Source organism: Planktothrix sp. PCC 11201 (genome assembly GCF_900009135.1).
Lineage (GTDB): Bacteria > Cyanobacteriota > Cyanobacteriia > Cyanobacteriales > Microcoleaceae > Planktothrix.
The window spans coordinates 1-18,899 of sequence record NZ_LT797697.1 but is presented as its reverse complement, the minus strand read 5'-3'; the positions used below and the strand labels follow the sequence as shown (position 1 = coordinate 18,899).

Here is an 18,899-nt window from a genome sequence, read left to right as displayed (position 1 = left end):
TTTATTTGATATTTATAAACCAGACAATTGCTGCTGTTTGATATACTTTTGGATTAGGGGTTGTAAGCTAAATAGGACTTCATTACCCGGTTGATGTTGGATTTTTTCAACCAGCGATCGCCCCAACAAAGATTCCAAAGGTTCCAAGATTTTAGATAAACTTAAAAAATTAGATAATTTTTCTTGTAAATCCTTCAGAGATAGGGGTTTATCAGCTTCAGATAAACAAAATAAAATCTGTTTTTGGGTATCGGAAAGGCGATCGAATTGAGGATCTAAAATTTCTTTAAATCCTTCAGTAAGTACAATAGTACCGTATTTCAAAAACCCCCCAATTTCTCCTTGAAAAATATCCATAATCATCAGAGATAATAACTTTAAAGCCAAGGGATTTCCGCCATAATAATGCACCAGTTCTTGCCAATTATTTGCGGTTCCTTTTAAACCCTGTTCTTGTAAAAGTTCTTCTACTTCTTCAGCATTGAGACCTTCGAGAAAAAACTGATGAACTTGAGAGGATAATTGAGCAGATAAACTAATTTCTCTGATTTTTTCCTGGCTAATGACTACTAAACAACTTTGATGTTGACTTTCCCCAACGACTTCAAAAAATAGTCCGTAGTCGTCATATCCAGGAATATATTTTCCTGAACTGCCACTTTGCAAAATCTGTTCCGCATCATCGAGAATAATTAGACAGGGAGAGGAATTAAGCTGTTTTATAAGTAGGGATATTTTGCCTTCTGTAGACTCAGGAATATCAATTTCATGGTTCAGAAATTCTAGCAGTTCTGTTAGCAGATCGGATAGGGAAGGTGTGTTTTTGAGCGATCGCCAAAATAAACAATAAGACTGATTTTGCAGAATTTGACCGAGTTTAACGATTAAGCTAGTTTTACCGATCCCACCCATACCTTGTATGGCTAAAAGTCTACATTGTTGTTGTAATATCTGGTTTTTTAGCAAAGTTAGTTGTTGTTGGCGTCCATGAAACCCAGAGAGTTTAGGCGCTTCACCCCAATCATTTTTGAAGATGTTGGTATTTGAGGTGGTGTCAGGTAAAACAGTCTGATATTCCTGGTAACGAGACATCAGTAATTTTTGCAGTTTCGCCAGTTTTACCGGGCCCCTTCCTTCGATTTCAAACTTATCATAGACTTGGCTCAGGCGCTGGCGTACTGCTGAAGCCTGAATTTGAATGTGTTCAGCGATCTCTGGAATATCATAACCTTGGGTGATCAAAGCCATGACTTCCCATTCCGATCGGGAAATTTTCCGTTGTTTGGCTTCCTGCCGTAGAAACGCTTCCAGTTTTAAATCAGTTTTTTCCATCATTCTTATCCTGTTCTAACTTCTATCCCGGAACCTTTGTGATGATTATAACCTTTCTTGTCGGCCACTGTTTGTATTTGGCTAATTATATCTGATTCATGTCAGTTCACTTCGGTTTAGAAGCTAAAAAATCTTGATAGTTTTTAACCGCTTGGGGCTCAGAGGGAACAGCTTTTTTCATTAAAATTACCCCATCTCTAAAATCAATAATCCCGTATTCTCGATTAGCAGTTAACTGTTCAATTCGTTGGGTAATTTCTTTGAAAGCATCGCGATCGCCTGAAAACGCAATCCCATATTTTTTTAATTGCCATAAATCCGCTAAAATATACTCAACAGAAACTACCTCCCCCGCATCATTCCTTAACTGATATAACGGAAATCTTAATACCTCTCGGCGACTGGATAAATGCGGCACAATATAGGTCGTGGTAGCCACACTGGCATCGGGGGGAATGGCATCTATTAATGGTCTAAATTGGGCAATATGAGACCATTGGGTGGTAACGGGAATATAAACCCAAGGATCAACCGAATCAGGAATAATAAAATAGAGGCTACGATGGGGATTGGATGTGAAACTAAAGAATAATGATAACCCAATACAAAATAACCAAAATCGACGGAATTTGACCGAAGGTAAGGAAACCTTGGCTCCCAAAATTTCTCCTGATTCGGGGTTTAATTGTAGGTCAGACTGTTCTTGTAACTGTTTTTGACGATTTGACCACCATAAAATTGTGCCATAAAATAACCCAGGAACCACCGTTAGGGCATAACGAATCGTAATTGATAATACCGATTCTCCCTTAGCCATAAATAGTTTTAATAAAGGAAAACCCGCAATCATCCAAGAAGCGGGGGCAATAGCGGGAATAAAAGCCAAGGGCAACCACTGACCTAATAAATATTTTAATGTTCCCCCAAAAGGAGTAAAAATTTCCATGATTAATCTTCCGGGATTACTAATAATTCCCCAAAGAATTTCTAAGGTTGAAGCTTTATCTCCATCGGCATATTGACCAAACCTTTCCATCATAAACCGTTCGGAAATATCAGCCGAAAATAGGGGCATGATTAAATTAGTTAGGGCTAAAATATAACCAAAACTCAGTAGACAAACGATCAAACCCTGAATGGGATGACGTTTACTCAAAATTAGGTAAACCCCAACCCCAAATAAAATAATCCCTGAATCCTCCCGCACCATTAAAATTAAAACGGCACAGATCCAAAATAGCCACCACCAGCGTTTTTCCATCGCTAGTAGCGCAGTGAACATAAATAAAGGAATTTGACAGATATCATGGAAATTGCTCAGGGTGGGGCCGATAACCGCATTAGCCCCATAAAAGCTGACACTGATTAAAGCAGCCAAAGGGGGTTCCAAATGCTGACGAGCTAGGAGATATAACACCAGTCCCGCGACGGTAATTAATGTTACTTGTAATATCGAGAGGGTAACCGGGGAAGGAAACAGCGCGTAAAGGGGTAACCAAAGTAATAAAGCTGGGGTGAAATGCTGTCCTAAACGATGGTAACTAACACTGGGAAACTCCCCCTGGTGGACAACATTGGTGGATAGGGCAGAAGACAGGGAACTTTGAAAAAAACGCCCGTGAGCACCATTCCAAAAGACTTGATTAAAAATGCCCTGGTCATAGGAGGCATAAAAACTAAAGTAACGGTGTAGAGTTAGGCTTAAACAAATGATAAAAAATGCGATCGCCACTCCTACGACCCATTTCAACGACGAATTTTTCTGCCAGTTTTGCCCGCTTAGGAACATTTGGGATCTACCTAAATTTTTTCAACAGCTATCAAGACCCCCATACACTCAAGAGGGGTGAGGGACATCAAATCACAATCACGCAATAGTCTACCATTCTCTTTCGGAGTTTCCCCGATCCCCAAAAAAAATCAAATCTAAAGAAGATATTAAATTACACTATAAATAAATGCAGTTGCCCATGTACTATCCTTCTTCCTTCAGAGACGGTGAAAATAGTTTACCGCACCTGCTCAAAACCCATGAAATGCAGGCCTTTCCCGAGAAACAGTCCCCTTCCCCAGAAGTCCCCTTGCAACTTCTTTTATTTGTTGATCAGCGTCCTAGCTCCCAAGAAAGAATTCGGCGAATTCGTGATTTCCTAGAGGAGTTAAAAACTCAAAATGAATTTGAACTTCAGATTATTGATGTCGGTGAACAGCCCTATTTGGCTGAACATTTTAAACTGATAGCCACACCCACCCTAATCAAAATTCACCCCGAACCTCGGCAGGTGCTCGCGGGTAGTGATTTAGTGGCTCAACTGGAACACTGGTGGCTCCGTTGGAAACAAACGACGGATTTATTGGAGTTGGATGAACAACATTCTGGTTCTCCCGCCTCTCATTTTGCCAATTCGGTGGCCCATGTCGCTGAGTTAATTCAACTCAGTGACGAGATATTTCACCTCCAACAAGAAAAGGAACTTTTACAGCAACAATTACAGTTTAAAGATCGGATTATTGAAATTCTAGCCCATGATTTGCGGAGTCCTTTAACCGCGACTTCCTTAGCCATAGAAACTTTATCTTCTGAGCAAATTACTCCGGCTTTGAAGCTGCGTTTAATTCAACAAGCTCGCGCTCAAATTCAGATTATTGATCGGATGATTACGGATATTTTACAAACATCAAATAGTCCTAATATTCGTTTGCAAATTCAACCGAATCAGTTAGAATTAACGACTTTTCTACAGCAAATTTTAGCGGAGTTAGACTCACAATTTCAGTCTAAATCGTTGAATCTGAAAACCGATATTCCCCATGATACCCCTTGGGTTTATGCTGATCCAGAACGAATTCGGCAAGTGATTGTTAATTTATTAGATAATGCAATTAAATATACTCCCCGGGGCGGAACCCTGGAAGTGAGTGTGTTACACCGCACCAGTCAAAAGGTACAGGTGAGTATTGCCGATAGTGGGCCAGGAATTCCTGAAGAAAATCGCGATCGCATTTTTCAAGAGGGTTTTCGTTTAGCCAGGGATGAAGGTCAGGATGGTTATGGTATTGGTTTATCCCTATGCAAAAAAATTATTGTTGCTCACTACGGAAATATCTGGGTCGATTCTAGTTCCACCCGAGGCAGTTGTTTTCACTTTACCTTACCAGTTTATTATTAAGGATAAGAGTTTGACCTAGGGATTATTTCTCAAGGCCGCAATAATTTTTTCATTGGCTTTGGGAAAGGGAAATTGATCAATTTCATCTAAGGTAACCCAGCGAATTTCATCACATTCTAAAGGCTGGGGTTCTCCACCCAAATAACGACAGTGATAGACATTTAAAGTGACTTTAAAATTGGTATAGGCGTGTTCAATGGTCATTAAATGATCTTCGACTTCGATTTCAATAGCTAATTCTTCTTTAATTTCCCGTTTAATACAATCTTCCAGGGTTTCCCCCAGTTCTAATTTTCCTCCGGGAAATTCCCACAGTCCCCCTAATGAACCCTCAGCACGTCGTTTATCAATTAAAATTTGTTTTTGATGATTCCAGATCACACCAACACCAATAATTTTATGGGGTAAGGGAGAGGACGTTTCAAGCATAGGATAGATAATAATTTACTTAAATGAACAATACAAAAATTTGGCAAACTCAAGATTCAGCTTGCCAAAATTTGAAACATTTTGTATTCATAGAATGGCACATAATCAAGGATAATAACTATTCTTGAGGGGCTTTTTCAATACCTGGGACAGATCTTTCAAATGCCATTCTTTGTTCAGCATTGCGAAGAAAATAGCCACTAATCATTGCCGACGCTAATAACCGTCCTAAATGTTCACGACTGGTTGTGACCGTAATCCCAAAATGTTCGGAGGGTAAATTGCCCAATAGTCCTATTATATTCCGCTCCATAACTTGGAAGACTTCCGACGAATTAGGTTTAGAAAGTTGGGAAACGGTATCGGGACTCATGGATTGGACATATTGCCACAGGAGGTTCCCCATTTCTCCGGTTTCTTCCTGAAAAAATTCTGAATTGCGGTTAGATCGGTCGTTCATCTTTCTTCCCCCTTATACAAGAGTTTCAGTGGATCTCAATCTAAATCAAATGTTGATCTCTACACTCTAATCTAGCAGGATGTAGAGACGTTTTCAGAAAACATCCCTACTCTTTGAGGGCGTGTTATCCCCCCTAGATCAATGATTTAACTAGCCATATAGTCATCAATATCTTTTTTTCGTTTTCGCAATTTTGTTAAGGCTTCTCTTTCAATTTGTCGGACTCGTTCTCGACTAATATTCAGCCGATCGCCAATTTTAGCTAAGGTTAAACTTTGCCCATTTTCTAAACCAAATCGTAAGGATAATACCTGACGCTGTTGTTCCGTTAGGTCAGCCATCATTACTTCTAAATCCGTACGCAGAGAAGATTGTAAGGCAAAATCCTCGGGAGACGTTCCCGTATCTTCTAAAAGATCCCCTAATTCCGTATCTTGGTTATCACCAACCCGCAGATCCAGGGACAGGGGCAAACGGGCACGTTCTAAATATTCCCGAATTTGTCGCGGGGTGAGATCCAATTCCACGGCTAATTCCGCTACGGTCGCGGCTCGTCCCAACTTTTGAGCTAACTGACGTTGGGCTTTTTTTATTTTGTTGAGTTTTTCGGTGATATGAATTGGGAGACGAATTGTCCGGCCTTTTTCGGCAATCGCCCGGGTAATCGCCTGACGAATCCACCAATAGGCATAGGTGGAAAAGCGATATCCTTTAGTCGGATCAAATTTTTCTACACCGCGCTGCATCCCAATCGTGCCTTCTTGAATTAAGTCCAGCAAGTCTACATTCCGCTTGATGTACTTTTTGGCGACGGATACCACCAAACGCAAATTCGCCTCCACCATTTTGCGTTTCGCACTTTGGCCCTGTTCCATCACCCGTTCTAATTCCGCTTCCGATAGTCCCACTGCTTCCGCCCATTCCGTGGGACTGGGCGCTCGACCTAAACGGGTCGCTAGATCTTCCCACTGATTTTGAACGAGATTCAAGCGCTGAACTTGTTTACCATAGACAATTTCTTGCTCATGGGTTAACAGGGGAACGCGACCAATTTCTCGTAGATAAGCGCGTACAGAGTCTGTGTCTGAGGTTTTAGCAATTTTCATGGCTCATCTCCGGCAGGATACCTTAACCTATATAGGTTTGATACGTCAAGCCCCTACTCGAAGCACGAAGGACTGATATCTTTCGTCATCGAGTACGGACGGTTAGCCTAGGCATTACGACCTGGGGGTTTTTCCAATGTTTAAGCTCTGTAACTCTGATTTGCAGTTACAGTCTTAACATAACTACATTATATGTTAAGAAGTTTAACATTTCTTAAAATAACTGACTATCCCCCCCTTGGGGCCGAATCTCCAAAGGCCAGATGCTATATTCCTAGGAGGGTAGCCTGTAACGGTTTTTTTGATTGCATCACACAAAACAAAATCTTCAAGTTCCCTTGACAGTTAATTTCGGTTGACAGGTTCTATCCAAAAAGTCTATGCTCTAATGTTTGGCAGTCTGCTAATTTTGTTTCGACTTCATTTATGACTTATTGTTTAGGAATTATTACAGATACGGGCTTCGTGATGGCTTCGGACTCCCGCACGAATGCTGGAGTTGATCATATTTCTACCTATCGAAAGTTATTTGATTTTTCTAAGTATGGCGATCGCGTTATTCTATTATGTACCGCCGGAAATCTTTCTGTTACCCAGGGTATTGTTAGCGAATTAGATCGGGATATCAAAAGTCAGGAAGATGTTAATTTGCATAGTCTTCCCTCCATGTATGAAGTGGCTCGATATATTGGTACAAAACTCAGAAAAATTCAAGAAATAGATGAAAAGTGGCTGAAAAAAGACGGCATTGAACCCCAATGTTCTATGATATTAAGTGGCCAAATCAAAGGACAAGATCCTTGTCTATTTTTGATTTACAGCCAAGGTAATTTTATTCATGCTACTAGAGAAACGCCTTTTTTACAAATTGGAGAAACCAAATATGGTAAACCCATTTTAGATCGGACTCTAAGTTTTCATACCGATTTAGAAGCCGCTGCTAAATGTGCCTTACTTTCAATTGATTCTACCATGAAATCCAATATTTCTGTCGGGCCACCAATTGATTTAATCCTGTATGAAAAAAATAGTTTGGAAATCAAAAATCGGCTCAGATTCCGTTTAGGAGATCCCTATTTAGCACAAATTCGTAAACTTTGGGAAGAATGTCTAAAACAAGGATTTAATCAGATCCCCGATATTGATTGGCAACATCAAGGAAGTGATTTATCAGAAGACATTTTAATTGATTAAATAATAATAGTCGTCAAATTTTGCCCTATTATTATATAGGTTGCAAATTAGTATTTTTAGCCAACAGGAGTTAAGATAAAATGAAAATTGGAGTTATCGGCACCGGGTTAATGGGATTACCAATAGCCCTAAGAATAATGGAAATGGGGTTTAAAGTTGTTGTTTATAACCGCACCACATCGAAAGTAGAACCGTTAAGGGAAGCCGGAGCAACCGTAGCAGGAACTCCCCAAGGTTTAATCACTGCTAGTGATTGTATTCTGTTAATGTTAACCAATCAAGATGCCATTGAGTCAGTTTTGTTCCGTTCAGAATCGCAATCATTTTTATCAGGAAAAACAATTATTTCTATGGGAACTATTTCCCCAACGGATAGTAAAAATATCCAAAAAGAAATTATTAAAGCCGGGGGAAACTATTTAGAAGCGCCAGTTTTGGGGAGTATTCCTGAAGCTAAAGCCGGAACATTACAAATTATGGTCGGTTCCACAGAAGCCCAATTTAAACAGTGGTTTCATGTCTTACAACCGTTAGGAGAACCCAAATATATTGGGGAAGTTGGCAGCGCGGCAGCATTAAAGTTAGCCTTAAATCAATTAATTGCTTCCCTAACAACAGCATTCGCCCTAAGTTTGAATTTTGTTCAAGGTCAAGGAGTAGATATCGAACTATTTATGGAAATTTTACGCAAAAGTGCCTTATATGCTCCCACCTTTGATAAAAAATTACAACGGATGTTAGAAGAAAATTATCAAAACCCCAATTTCCCCACCAAACATTTATTAAAAGACACAAATTTGTTCTTAAAAGAAGCAACATCAATGGGGTTAAATACCAGTTCTTTAGAAGGAGTGAGAGCAATATTAGAAGCCACCCAAACCCTGGGAAAATCAGACGACGATTATTCCGCCTTATCTGCCGCTATTAAACCCTCTTAAACCCGTAGGGTGCGTGCGCGTTGCTTACGCACTCTACAAAAATATTAGATTAGGGTTTAAACACTAACTTCTTCCTCGATTTGTTCTTTTGATTCTTCTCTAACTTTAAAATACCAATAAAGATTAGCAACTGTTAAATTAGATGATTTTTCCAAATTGGCTAGATTTAATGTTCTATAACCGAAATTTTCAGCATTTTCACTCACATAAATTTCGGCTTGTTTTCGTAAATCAGAACGCATTAAAAATTTAAGCTGTTGTTCTAAGGAGGAAGAATGAGATTTTTCTTTGATATTTTCATAAAAAATATGTTCGGGCGGTTTCTCAATAGCTTTTAAAGATGATTCTGAATTATAAACAGAATTTAACTCGCTCTTGTTCAAATCTACACTTTCTAACAATTTTACGTCAGAAGGAGGTAAACTGTTGAACCAATCAACTTGATTTTTCCAGAGTTCTAAAGCTGCTAGATCATGATTATGAATCCGGGTAATTTCAGGAAAGATAAAATCTAACTCGTCTTGTGTTTGGCAATTTTCAATCACGTTTAAAGCATCTTGACGAATTTTATTTTGAAAATGGGATAGACGCTCACTTAATGCTTTAGGTTCTCCTTGTAAATAATATGTTAAAGCGATCGCTTGTTCAATAATCCAAGCACATTCATATCGTCTCAGTTGACCTGCGGTTGACGTTTCAGAAAGAATATGAGGACTATTATAAATTGCCAAAGATTCACTTAACGTTTGTCGGGCGTTAGATAACTCGATATTTCTAGCATTAATATCTTGAATAGACGTAGCAATTTGTATAAGTTTGGTAGCTTCTAAAAATCGGCTATAAGCTTTAACAAACTCTAAACGGTGTTGATTAAAGGTAATATCTTGAGCAACTTGATTAATATGTTGAATAACTTCTAATCCTTGATTTTTTAACGCTTGTCTGAGATCAATAAATCCGTCTTTAATTTCTAATCTCAGTTGTTTAACATCTTCTCGTAATTTTAAAGTTTGCCATAAATTCACCGCAGAAAGAGCAGCAGTAGCAGCTACACCCACACCAATAACAGCAGTAGTTGCTTGTAAAACGCCTAAACTGCTTTGTAGAACATTTAACTGTCCCTGAACCGCTTTAAATTCCTGATTACTCCCATATATATTAGCTGCGTTCATCGCCATATTTCCCCCTGCCATAACTAAACCTAGAGGGAAGCTACCAGCTTGAAATCCCTGATTATTCGGATACATATTACCTGTTTTCATCACCATATTTCCCGCTACCATAGCTAAACCTAGAAGGGGGTTACCAGTGATAAAAGGTGCAAAAGCTGCATTATCAACCGCTAAACTTTTAGCGATTTCAACAAATCGACCTGTTACAGGATCTCTTAATATGGGTAAAAGTTGACCTGTATTGGTTGTCACTTGGATTAGCTTACCCGCAGCCCAAAGAGCTTGATTAGCCGCACTAAAGATGTAATCCATTGCTTTTCTCCTTTGTTTAGTCAGAGTAGAAAGTTAAGAAAATTTAACTTCTGTAAACAATTTATTTTTTTTGTAACCTTTGTTACGCTTACTTAAGTGCAATTTAATTTAGAATAGTTTGCTTTTTTATGATACCATAGAACCATTCACAATCTTATAAATTCCATTGAACTGATATATGGACATCAGCTTAATTAACTCTGAGTCTCTAGCTTTACTATCACGGATGGCAGGGCAAGAACTCCAGAAAAAAGATGCTACCCCTGCGGTCGTTTTTATGGCTTCATTGCTGTGCGTATTGATGGGTGTTATTTACCAGGATGATAAAATTACACCCCAAGAAAGAGAGCGTTGGCAAACGAATTTAACTCGTCTGATTCCTCCTAACAGCAATTTAAAAAAATTAGTCCCTATTTTTACAAAACATATTCTTTTCTTTAAAATTCATAAAAACTTCCATGACTTATTGTTATTAATATCTACTCTGTCTGATTCCGAGAAACTGTTATTAATTGGTTTTGGTTATCAGATGTCGGCTTCAGATGGTGAGATGGAACTTAGAGAAAAAGATTATTTAGAAAACCTTGCTAATCAAGTTAATATTGACTCTCGACATATACAAATTTTTGAATCCGCTTTTACCGACCTAGTTATTGAAGATCAAGAAGCTCTTATTGAAGTTCATAGTTTACTTGATCTGGCTCAATTTCAATTATTAGATAATATTTTTGTTGTAGCTGCCAAAAATATTGTTGAGATTTTACCTGCAAAACCTAGAATAAAGCGAGATAAGATTCGTGTTTTACCTAATTATGATAACCTAAAACAATTTCAAGAATATCGCCAACAATTAAATAATATTTGTGATCAATTTTATAAAATTATTGATCAAAATAAGCATCAAGTCTGGTCTAAAAATTTAATTGATGATATTCAAGAAATTTCTCAGAAAAATCAATCAAAACGGTTTCGTGTAACGGTGGTGGGAGAATTTAGTCAAGGAAAATCAACCTTTTTAAATGCGTTAGTCGGTGAAGAAATCCAACCTGTACGAGAAATTCCTTGTACTGGAGTAGTGAGTGTTTTACGATATGGAGAGCAAAAACGGGTCATTTGTTGTTATAAAGATGGACGTAAAGAAGATATTGCCATAGAAGATTATCAAGAAAAAGCGAGTATTTCGGAAGAAGCTGCTATTGGAAATTTAAGTGATGAACTGGCTCATTGTGAAATTGAGGAAATTATTTTTGAACATCCTGATTTAGACATTTGTAGCAGTGGAGTTGAAATTATTGATTCTCCTGGATTGAATGAACATCCTGATAGAGAAGCCATTACTCAAAAGATTCTTAAAGATACGGACGCAGCTATTTTTATCACCAGTGCTTCCCGTTGTTTGGCTAAATCGGAACGAGATGTAATAGAAGGATTAAAACTTACCTTAAATGCAGGATTATCTGATCAACCTGCTAATAATCTTTTTATTTTAGTTAATTTTTGGGACTTAGTACAAACGGAGAAGGGACGCAATCAAATTCCTAAACGAATTGAAGAAAACATTCAAGGTAAAAACCCCATTATTTCAGGAGAAAATCGAATTCACTATATTTCTGCAAAATTAGCCTTAGATGCTATTGTGAATAATGAGCATAATGAATACATAGAAACTTTTGATTATTTTATTAATTGTATTCAAGACTTTTTAGTCAATGAGCGAGGTAAAATTGAAGTTGCTTCTAGTGTAAATCGAATTCAAGCATTAACTGAAATAGCTGACAATGATCTGAAACAGTATGAGAAAATTTTAGAGGGAAAGATCAAAATTTCTGAATCAGCAAAACTGGAAATTTTCGAGAAAATTGGAGAAGTAAGTGGACGAGATCTTAGGATTTTAGATCAGGTAAAATATAGTGTAGCTGTTTCCCAGGAATACGCGACTGAATCTTGGAATAAATGGGTTGAAGGGTTGGAAGAACGTATAGTTAAAAAAGCTGGTACATGGACATCGGAACATTCACCTTTTGTAGATAAGCAGAAAGTTTTGCAGGATTACTGCGAACAATTTACTCAATGTCTTTCTGAAGAAATACAAAATTGGATTAATAACTTACAATCAGAAATTTTATCCCAACAGGTAAAAGAACTAAATAGGGTAATTCATTCTGAATTAGAAGCGATTAGAATAGATTTACAAGAATTGGATAATCAACTAGGACTCAATTTAGATGACCAATTTACTAGCAACATGGCGAGCAATATCCGAGCTAATAATTTGGGAATTAACTCTTTCATGGCTGGTAGCGAAAATAATGATGAGGGTGGATTCAATGTGTTTGGTAGCTTGGGAGCAGTCGGATTGGCAAGTCTATTACTTACCGTTACAGGCTTAGGATTTATCCCTGTACTGATCGTTGGAGGTCTAGGGGGTCTAGCAACTGCCATTGGAGGTTTTTTCTTTGGTGGGCCAGATCAAGATGAGGTGTATACTAAGTGTAAGCAACAAGTCTATAACTTAGGTTTTCAAAAGTTTCTTGAGTCTGAAGAAGAAAATTTTAATACAATTGTTGAAAATATTGCATTAGTTTATCAAGAACGATATCTTGTCGTTGCTTATTTTATTAGTCAAGCAATCGCACTCTATGAAAATTTGATTAAGCAACAAGAAGAAACTCATACTAAGACTTTAGAGGAAAAAGAAAAAACGATTGTTTGGATTAATCAACAACACCAAAAACTCGAAAAAATTCAAAATGAACTAGATTCTATTGTTACTCAATTTACCAGTTAATTAACTAAGGGACGCAACGATATTAGAGAATTGCCTCCTCATAAGTTGATTTGGAGGATTGACAAAAAACTTCGCAATATGCTAAGATTGGCGAAGTGTGTAAAACCACATTTAAACAAAGGAAAGCAGATGATGGCTGTAAACCTTATCTGTGAACCAAGTTGCCTATGCACGTTATCAGCAAAACTCTCTTGAAACAATTCTGGGAGAAGCATCCTAATGCAGAAAGCGGATTAAAAGCTTGGCATAAAATTGCCAGTCAAAGCCGATGGAAGCACTTAGAGGATGTCCATCAAACCTTTCCCCATGCTGACGCTGTTGGACAACTAACGGTTTTCAATATTTGTGGGAACAATTATAGACTGATTGCAAAAATCGTATTTCCGAAAGGAAAAGTCTATATCAGAGCCATGCTAACACACGCAGAATATAGCAAAGGCAACTGGAAAAAAGATACTTGGTTTTAAAAACAGGAGTATAATCTGTAAAGGTTAAAATATAGCTCGTTAAAGTTATTAAAATCATTCTGCTTTCCTTTTTTCTGAACAATCAATCATGAATTGAGTTGATCATTTTTGCTTAAATTTTTATAGAGATTAAACCTATGATGACAGCAGAAAAATATATGCAACTCCTCCAAGATTTTCCTCCTCGTCCCATTACCTCGGAAGAAGATTTTGCAGCGACTCAAGCTGTGATTAACAGATTACTAGATAAACCCGAACTCACCCCAGAAGAAGAAGACTATTTAGATGTTTTGGGTGCATTAGTTTCCGAATATGAAAATCAACAAGAAGACCTGATTCCTGATATTTATGGTGTGGAGCTTTTAAAAGTTTTAATTGCGGAACTAAACCTTAAACAAAAAGACCTTGTTTCTATCTTTAAGACAGAATCTATTGTCTCTGATATTCTAAATGAAAAACGCCAACTCACAACTCGCCATATTCAAGAGTTATCAGAGTTTTTCCATTTTTCCCCTGCCGTATTTTTTCCCAATTTAAAATAGCAATTTCTAACGGTTTGCTAATATCAAGGTAATCAAAAACCGGGTTTCTCATGTTATCTATCGGCGAAAACAGAAAGTTTTGTTGAGAAACCCGGTTTCTCTTTCCTAAGTTAATTGGTGTTATGATCCAAGTATTCTGAATTTAAAATATCAATTTCTAAGGTGCTAAACATCTAATATCTTTCAATCTTCTAAATAAAAATTTAATTGCTCAGAAACTATTTTTAAAATCCCGCCAAACCCCACTGGTTGATAGGGAAATACAGAGTCTTCTGCAGCATCATGTAGATGATCAGGATAAGTTTCTATCTCAGGATGATGAGCCGCATTATCCCAACGTTTAATCAATTGTCCATCATATTTTTGCCAATGGAAACTATACTTGATTATTTTTACTTGTCCAGATTGAATTTCAAAAAACTCAAACATTTCTAAAAAACTATGATCTTTTAAAGTTATTCGGTATCGCCATAGTCCTTTAGTAACTTGTGTTTCCTCTCTAAGAATACTAAAATCTATTACTTCTGGACAAAGAGCAATTAAGGATTTTATCAAAGCCAAATAATCTTCAGCATTCATCATAATGCTTTTTCTAATTTACCAATTTTGACTAAAATATCTTGACGTAATTCACATAAACTAAACCATTCAAAAAAATCCATCTCATCCCCTAATATTCCTGATTCAAATTGTTGAATAAACTGGTTAGAATCTAGCTTATAAATTTGCTCAAACTTTTTAATATCCTGATCATAGATCGCTAACTTCTGACGATGACGAGTCAAAATAATGTTGAGAAGTTGCCCAATAATTCGATCTAATTCCGTGCGATCGCTACAGTTTTCACTCAGGAGTTCTAACTTTTCTAATGTATTCATCATTGCCTCTCTTACAGACGATTTATTACTACTATAGTAATACTATAAATCCGGGGTTGCACGATATTTCACAGGTCGGTACAACGTCTTTCCCCTAGATGTTGCAGTGCTTGTTGAGCCAGCCCATTGAGCCGACCTGCTGCAACATCTTCTTCAAATTGCCGATCCCATATTTCTGCATCAAATTCTGCAAACCACACCCGGAAATCGGCTAGTTCTTCTTTCGTTAATTGACTCACAGCACTTTCAATCTCCTTCAAATTACTCATATACTTAAAGTAAGTTCAGTAATTAGGAATATAACTAATTATACCACTATTCATCCAATAGGAAATAGATTAAATCTCTAACGTTGTACCAATACAGATGTTCAGAAACTTGGTTTCTCTTTCCAAAGTTAATGGGTGTTATAATCCAAATATTCCAATTAATGAGTACCACTCGAAGCAACAATGTCAAGAGAAAACATAGCAACCGTTGTTAAAATCATAGAATCTCTGACAGATGCTCAACAGCAACAGCTTATTGAGCATTTACGAAAATATATTAGAGATATAAAAAATAAAAACGCCGATTTGGAAGATGAATTGCAGTGGGATCAATCTTTTCAAAAAACCCAAAGCAAGTTAGTCGCAGCAGCAAAACTGGCAAAACAACAAATTGCTCAAGGACAAGCACAACCTATGGACTATGAGCAATTATGAGGTCTGCTACCTTACCGTCCTTTTGGTCAGAATATCATCGCCTTCCACTCAACATTCGTAAAGAAGCCCGAAAAGCGTATCGTTTATGGTCAAATAATCCTTTTTATCCCTCCTTACACTTTAAGTGTATTAATCGTGATCAGGATATTTGGTCAGTCAGAATTACGCGAAGTTATCGCGCGATTGGAGTTTTACAAGAGGATACAGTTACATGGTTTTGGATTGGTAGTCATGATCAATATGAGGAATTTTTTGGGTAAATTCAAGATTAGGAAATAGAGTAAATATTGGACAAAAATTTTTGAGAAACCTAGTTTCTTGTTCTAGTTACCGATATAAAATACCCCTTACCGAGCAGATAAGAGGTAAAAAAAACGATTAATTTATCACTCTTGAACAGTCAACAATTCCTGGGGTAAACGTTTAAAAACTAATCGTTCGTTTTCGATATCCACAAAAATTGTATCCCCATTAATAAACTCACTGCGAAGAATTGCCTTAGCAATGGGGGTTTCTAATTCCCGTTGAATGGCCCGTTTTAACGGCCGAGCACCATAGACCGGATCATAACCCACTTCTGCTAAGAAATCTAAGGCAGCATCCGATAATTTTAACGTCATTTTCCGTTCCACTAAACGTTTCGATAAACGTTCAACTTGCAGACTCACAATTTGTCGCAATTCTGATTTTTGTAAGGCATGGAAAATGATCATTTCATCAATTCGGTTGAGAAATTCCGGTCGGAAACTTGCCCGCATTGCTTCTAATACCCGACTCCGCATTTCTTCATATTGGGAATCGGAACCCGACACATCTAAAATATACTGTGATCCTACATTACTGGTCATAATAATAATGCTATTTTTGAAATCAACAGTATGACCTTGGGCGTCCGTAACCCGCCCATCATCGAGGATTTGCAACATTATATTAAACACATCGGGATGAGCTTTTTCGATTTCATCAAACAGAATTACCGTGTAAGGACGGCGACGAATGGCTTCAGTTAATTGCCCCCCTTCATCATATCCCACATACCCTGGAGGCGCCCCAATTAAACGGGAAACCGCGTGTTTTTCCATGTATTCCGACATATCAATTCGCACCATCGCTTCTTCGGTATCAAATAAATAGGAAGCTAAGGCTTTTGCTAACTCCGTTTTCCCGACTCCCGTGGGGCCTAGAAAGATAAAACTAGCGACGGGACGGTTGGGGTCAGATAACCCCGCTCTTGAGCGTTGAATGGCATCAGCAACGGCCGTTACCGCTTCATCTTGACCGATAACCCGGTGGTGTAATTCAGCTTCTAAAGTTAGAAGTTTTTGCATTTCCGACTCGACTAATTTACTAATCGGAATCCCTGTCCATTTTGAGATAATTTCCGCAATATCAGATTCGGTAACTTCCTCCCGCAATAGGGTTTTACCACTGGTTTGAGTATTCTCTAATTGAGCCTCTATGGCTTTAAGTTTTTTCTTGAGTTCCTCCATTTTCCCATATTTTAATTCCGCCGCTCGGTTTAAATCATAGTTACGTTCGGCTTGCTGAATTTCAATATTAACCCGATCAATTTCTTCTTTGATCGATTGAATATCAGTAATCACATTTTTCTCCGATTGCCATTGGGAACTCAAACTTTGTTGTTCTTGTTTTAAAGTTCCTAATTCCGTTTCTATCCGTTCCAAACGTTCTACCGAAGCAGCATCGCTTTCTTTTTTGAGCGATAAACGTTCCATTTCTAGTTGCAAAATGCGCCGATCAATTTCATCTAATTCTTCCGGTTTAGATGTAATTTCCATCTTTAATTTAGCTGCCGATTCATCGACTAAATCAATGGCTTTATCGGGTAAAAAGCGATCGCTAATATATCGAGTCGATAATACCGCCGCCGCCACTAACGCACTATCAGAAATTTTTACCCCATGATGCACTTCATACCGTTCTTTTAATCCGCGTAAAATTGAGATAGTATCTTCAACGGTCGGTTGATCAACATAAACCTGTTGAAAACGCCGTTCTAAAGCTGGATCTTTTTCAAGATACTTGCGATATTCGTCTAGGGTTGTTGCTCCAATACAACGCAATTCTCCCCGGGCTAACATAGGTTTTAAAAGGTTCCCGGCATCCATTGCTCCTTGGGTTGCACCCGCTCCAACAACGGTATGAATTTCATCAATAAATAGAATAATTGCCCCGTTAGAATCGGTAACTTCTTTTAATACCGCTTTTAGGCGTTCTTCAAATTCCCCTCGGAATTTTGCCCCAGCAATTAACGCCCCCATATCTAAAGCAATTAACCGTCTTTCTTGGAGAGATTGAGGCACATCTCCAGCAATAATTCGCTGGGCAAGTCCTTCAGCGATCGCCGTTTTACCAACACCAGGCTCCCCAATTAATACCGGATTATTTTTAGTTCTACGGCTTAAAATTTGTACCGTGCGCCGAATTTCATCATCTCGTCCAATCACCGGATCAAGTTTCCCCTGACGGGCGGCTTCGGTTAAATCTCGACCATATTTTTCCAGGGATTCATATTTGTTTTCGGGTGTTTGATCAGTCACTTTATTGTTTCCTCTAATTTGAGTAATAATAGATTTGAGTTTGGTTTCATCTAAGTGAAATTCTTGAAATAAAGCCTTGCCAAAATGATCATCTTTAGTATAAGCTAAAAATAGATGTTCAATGGAAATAAAATCATCTTTGTATTCTTGGCGATAGGTTTCAGCTTTATCCAGCAGAGTGTCTAAACTTCGACCTAAATAAACATTAGCAATTGTTCCGGTTATTTTAGGCTGGCGATTAATAAAGCTATCGGTTTTTTCTCGAAACTGATTAACGGATATTTCAGCTTTACTCAGGATATTTTTAGCCAATCCCTCTTGTTCGAGCAACGCTTTCATTAAGTGTTCAGTTTCAATTTGTTGCTGTTGGGATTGTTTGACAAGTTCGGGAGTCCGGGCTAAGGCTTCCCAGGTTTTTTCTGTAAACTTATTCGGATCGGTAGGTTGCATATTTATCCTCTACTTTGATGGTAATTAATTGATCGAAAATTAACAATATTAGGAAGGTTCTAAGTTAGAGATTTCCTATAACACTTTCTTACTATACCCAACTCTATTAAAGTAGTTTATCTTATTTTCACGACCTTTTTAGTACGGTTCACCGAAAATTAGGTGCTAGGTGTGCGGAACTCTGACCGAGGGAAAACAATACAACAGTTAATCTTAAAATCTGAATATTTAAGGGAAATTAATATAATTGAAGGATTTCGGACGGTGATTTATTTTCAATTGATCGAGTGAATATCGGGAAATTGGGATATATTCTCAGCTTATATAGCAGTTGCCACATCTATTAGGACATTCTTGAAAGCTAAAAGCTACTTATAGTAAGTATTTACCTATTGC

The 18,899-nt window shown here is 37.7% G+C and carries 18 protein-coding genes; 8 read left to right on the top strand and 10 right to left on the bottom strand.

Annotated elements, in window-relative coordinates; translation table 11 throughout:
• Positions 1 to 12: 12 nt before the first annotated feature.
• On the bottom strand, positions 13 to 1,335 hold the full coding sequence (locus PL11201_RS08050) for an AAA family ATPase (RefSeq protein WP_144017696.1): 1,323 nt from the start codon (positions 1,333 to 1,335) through the stop codon (positions 13 to 15).
• Between the two features lie 103 nt (positions 1,336 to 1,438).
• On the bottom strand, positions 1,439 to 3,121 hold the full coding sequence (locus PL11201_RS08045) for a DUF2079 domain-containing protein (RefSeq protein ID WP_079678083.1): 1,683 nt from the start codon (positions 3,119 to 3,121) through the stop codon (positions 1,439 to 1,441).
• 247 nt (positions 3,122 to 3,368) lie between these two features.
• Here PL11201_RS08045 and PL11201_RS08040 point away from each other — a divergent pair, with 247 nt between their 5' ends.
• Positions 3,369 to 4,502: a histidine kinase gene (locus PL11201_RS08040; protein ID WP_079678183.1), complete on the top strand. Its 1,134-nt coding sequence runs from the start codon at positions 3,369 to 3,371 to the stop codon at positions 4,500 to 4,502.
• A 15-nt stretch (positions 4,503 to 4,517) separates the two neighbouring features.
• Here the strand turns inward: PL11201_RS08040 and mutT are convergent, their stop codons facing one another.
• From mutT to PL11201_RS08025, 3 genes are all read right to left on the bottom strand, one after another.
• Positions 4,518 to 4,931 carry an 8-oxo-dGTP diphosphatase MutT gene (gene mutT / locus PL11201_RS08035; protein WP_079678082.1) on the bottom strand — a complete coding sequence of 138 codons (414 nt, stop codon included), beginning with the start codon at positions 4,929 to 4,931 and terminating at the stop codon, positions 4,518 to 4,520.
• A gap of 118 nt (positions 4,932 to 5,049) precedes the next feature.
• Positions 5,050 to 5,391: a DUF760 domain-containing protein gene (locus PL11201_RS08030; RefSeq protein WP_079678081.1), complete on the bottom strand. Its 342-nt coding sequence runs from the start codon at positions 5,389 to 5,391 to the stop codon at positions 5,050 to 5,052.
• Between the two features lie 146 nt (positions 5,392 to 5,537).
• Complete coding sequence (locus PL11201_RS08025) at positions 5,538 to 6,497, bottom strand: RNA polymerase sigma factor, RpoD/SigA family (RefSeq protein ID WP_079678080.1); 960 nt, start codon at positions 6,495 to 6,497, stop codon at positions 5,538 to 5,540.
• 426 nt (positions 6,498 to 6,923) lie between these two features.
• Here PL11201_RS08025 and PL11201_RS08020 point away from each other — a divergent pair, with 426 nt between their 5' ends.
• Both PL11201_RS08020 and PL11201_RS08015 read left to right on the top strand, forming a co-directional pair.
• Complete coding sequence (locus PL11201_RS08020; protein WP_079678079.1) at positions 6,924 to 7,691, top strand: proteasome-type protease; 768 nt, start codon at positions 6,924 to 6,926, stop codon at positions 7,689 to 7,691.
• An 80-nt stretch (positions 7,692 to 7,771) separates the two neighbouring features.
• Positions 7,772 to 8,629 (top strand): NAD(P)-dependent oxidoreductase, encoded by an 858-nt coding sequence (locus PL11201_RS08015; protein WP_079678078.1) that lies wholly within the window; start codon positions 7,772 to 7,774, stop codon positions 8,627 to 8,629.
• Positions 8,630 to 8,685: 56 nt separating this feature from the next.
• Here the strand turns inward: PL11201_RS08015 and PL11201_RS08010 are convergent, their stop codons facing one another.
• Entirely contained in the window at positions 8,686 to 10,113 is a 1,428-nt protein-coding gene (locus tag PL11201_RS08010; RefSeq protein WP_079678077.1) for a hypothetical protein, read from the bottom strand.
• A gap of 178 nt (positions 10,114 to 10,291) precedes the next feature.
• Between PL11201_RS08010 and PL11201_RS08005 the strand changes: the two genes are divergently transcribed.
• The 3 genes from PL11201_RS08005 (at position 10,292) to PL11201_RS07995 (ending at position 13,910) form a co-directional block, all read left to right on the top strand.
• A complete protein-coding gene (locus tag PL11201_RS08005) occupies positions 10,292 to 12,901 on the top strand; it encodes a dynamin family protein (protein ID WP_079678076.1) in 2,610 nt (869 codons plus the stop codon).
• A gap of 167 nt (positions 12,902 to 13,068) precedes the next feature.
• The gene (locus PL11201_RS08000; RefSeq protein WP_079678075.1) at positions 13,069 to 13,368 is read left to right on the top strand and encodes a type II toxin-antitoxin system HigB family toxin; all 300 of its coding nucleotides are present in this window, start codon (positions 13,069 to 13,071) and stop codon (positions 13,366 to 13,368) included.
• 137 nt (positions 13,369 to 13,505) lie between these two features.
• A complete protein-coding gene (locus PL11201_RS07995) occupies positions 13,506 to 13,910 on the top strand; it encodes a helix-turn-helix domain-containing protein (protein ID WP_079678074.1) in 405 nt (134 codons plus the stop codon).
• 183 nt (positions 13,911 to 14,093) lie between these two features.
• On the opposite strand, the gene PL11201_RS07990 is transcribed toward PL11201_RS07995, so the two are convergent.
• The 3 genes from PL11201_RS07990 to PL11201_RS07980 all read right to left on the bottom strand — a co-directional run bounded on the left by PL11201_RS07990 (position 14,094) and on the right by PL11201_RS07980 (position 15,057).
• Positions 14,094 to 14,492: a toxin-antitoxin system TumE family protein gene (locus tag PL11201_RS07990; protein ID WP_200816726.1), complete on the bottom strand. Its 399-nt coding sequence runs from the start codon at positions 14,490 to 14,492 to the stop codon at positions 14,094 to 14,096.
• The gene (locus PL11201_RS07985; protein ID WP_234996641.1) at positions 14,489 to 14,791 is read right to left on the bottom strand and encodes a hypothetical protein; all 303 of its coding nucleotides are present in this window, start codon (positions 14,789 to 14,791) and stop codon (positions 14,489 to 14,491) included. Before PL11201_RS07985 ends, PL11201_RS07990 begins: the two co-directional genes overlap by 4 nt.
• A 65-nt stretch (positions 14,792 to 14,856) precedes the next feature.
• Complete coding sequence (locus PL11201_RS07980; RefSeq protein ID WP_079678071.1) at positions 14,857 to 15,057, bottom strand: hypothetical protein; 201 nt, start codon at positions 15,055 to 15,057, stop codon at positions 14,857 to 14,859.
• A 183-nt stretch (positions 15,058 to 15,240) separates the two neighbouring features.
• Between PL11201_RS07980 and PL11201_RS07975 the strand changes: the two genes are divergently transcribed.
• Together PL11201_RS07975 and PL11201_RS07970 are read left to right on the top strand one after the other, a co-directional pair.
• Positions 15,241 to 15,492: a hypothetical protein gene (locus tag PL11201_RS07975; protein WP_079678070.1), complete on the top strand. Its 252-nt coding sequence runs from the start codon at positions 15,241 to 15,243 to the stop codon at positions 15,490 to 15,492.
• Positions 15,489 to 15,752 (top strand): ParE family toxin-like protein, encoded by a 264-nt coding sequence (locus PL11201_RS07970; protein WP_079678069.1) that lies wholly within the window; start codon positions 15,489 to 15,491, stop codon positions 15,750 to 15,752. The genes PL11201_RS07975 and PL11201_RS07970 overlap by 4 nt, the downstream gene beginning before the upstream one ends.
• A gap of 126 nt (positions 15,753 to 15,878) precedes the next feature.
• On the opposite strand, the gene clpB is transcribed toward PL11201_RS07970, so the two are convergent.
• Positions 15,879 to 18,503 carry an ATP-dependent chaperone ClpB gene (clpB, locus tag PL11201_RS07965; RefSeq protein WP_079678068.1) on the bottom strand — a complete coding sequence of 875 codons (2,625 nt, stop codon included), beginning with the start codon at positions 18,501 to 18,503 and terminating at the stop codon, positions 15,879 to 15,881.
• Positions 18,504 to 18,899 lie beyond the last annotated feature (396 nt).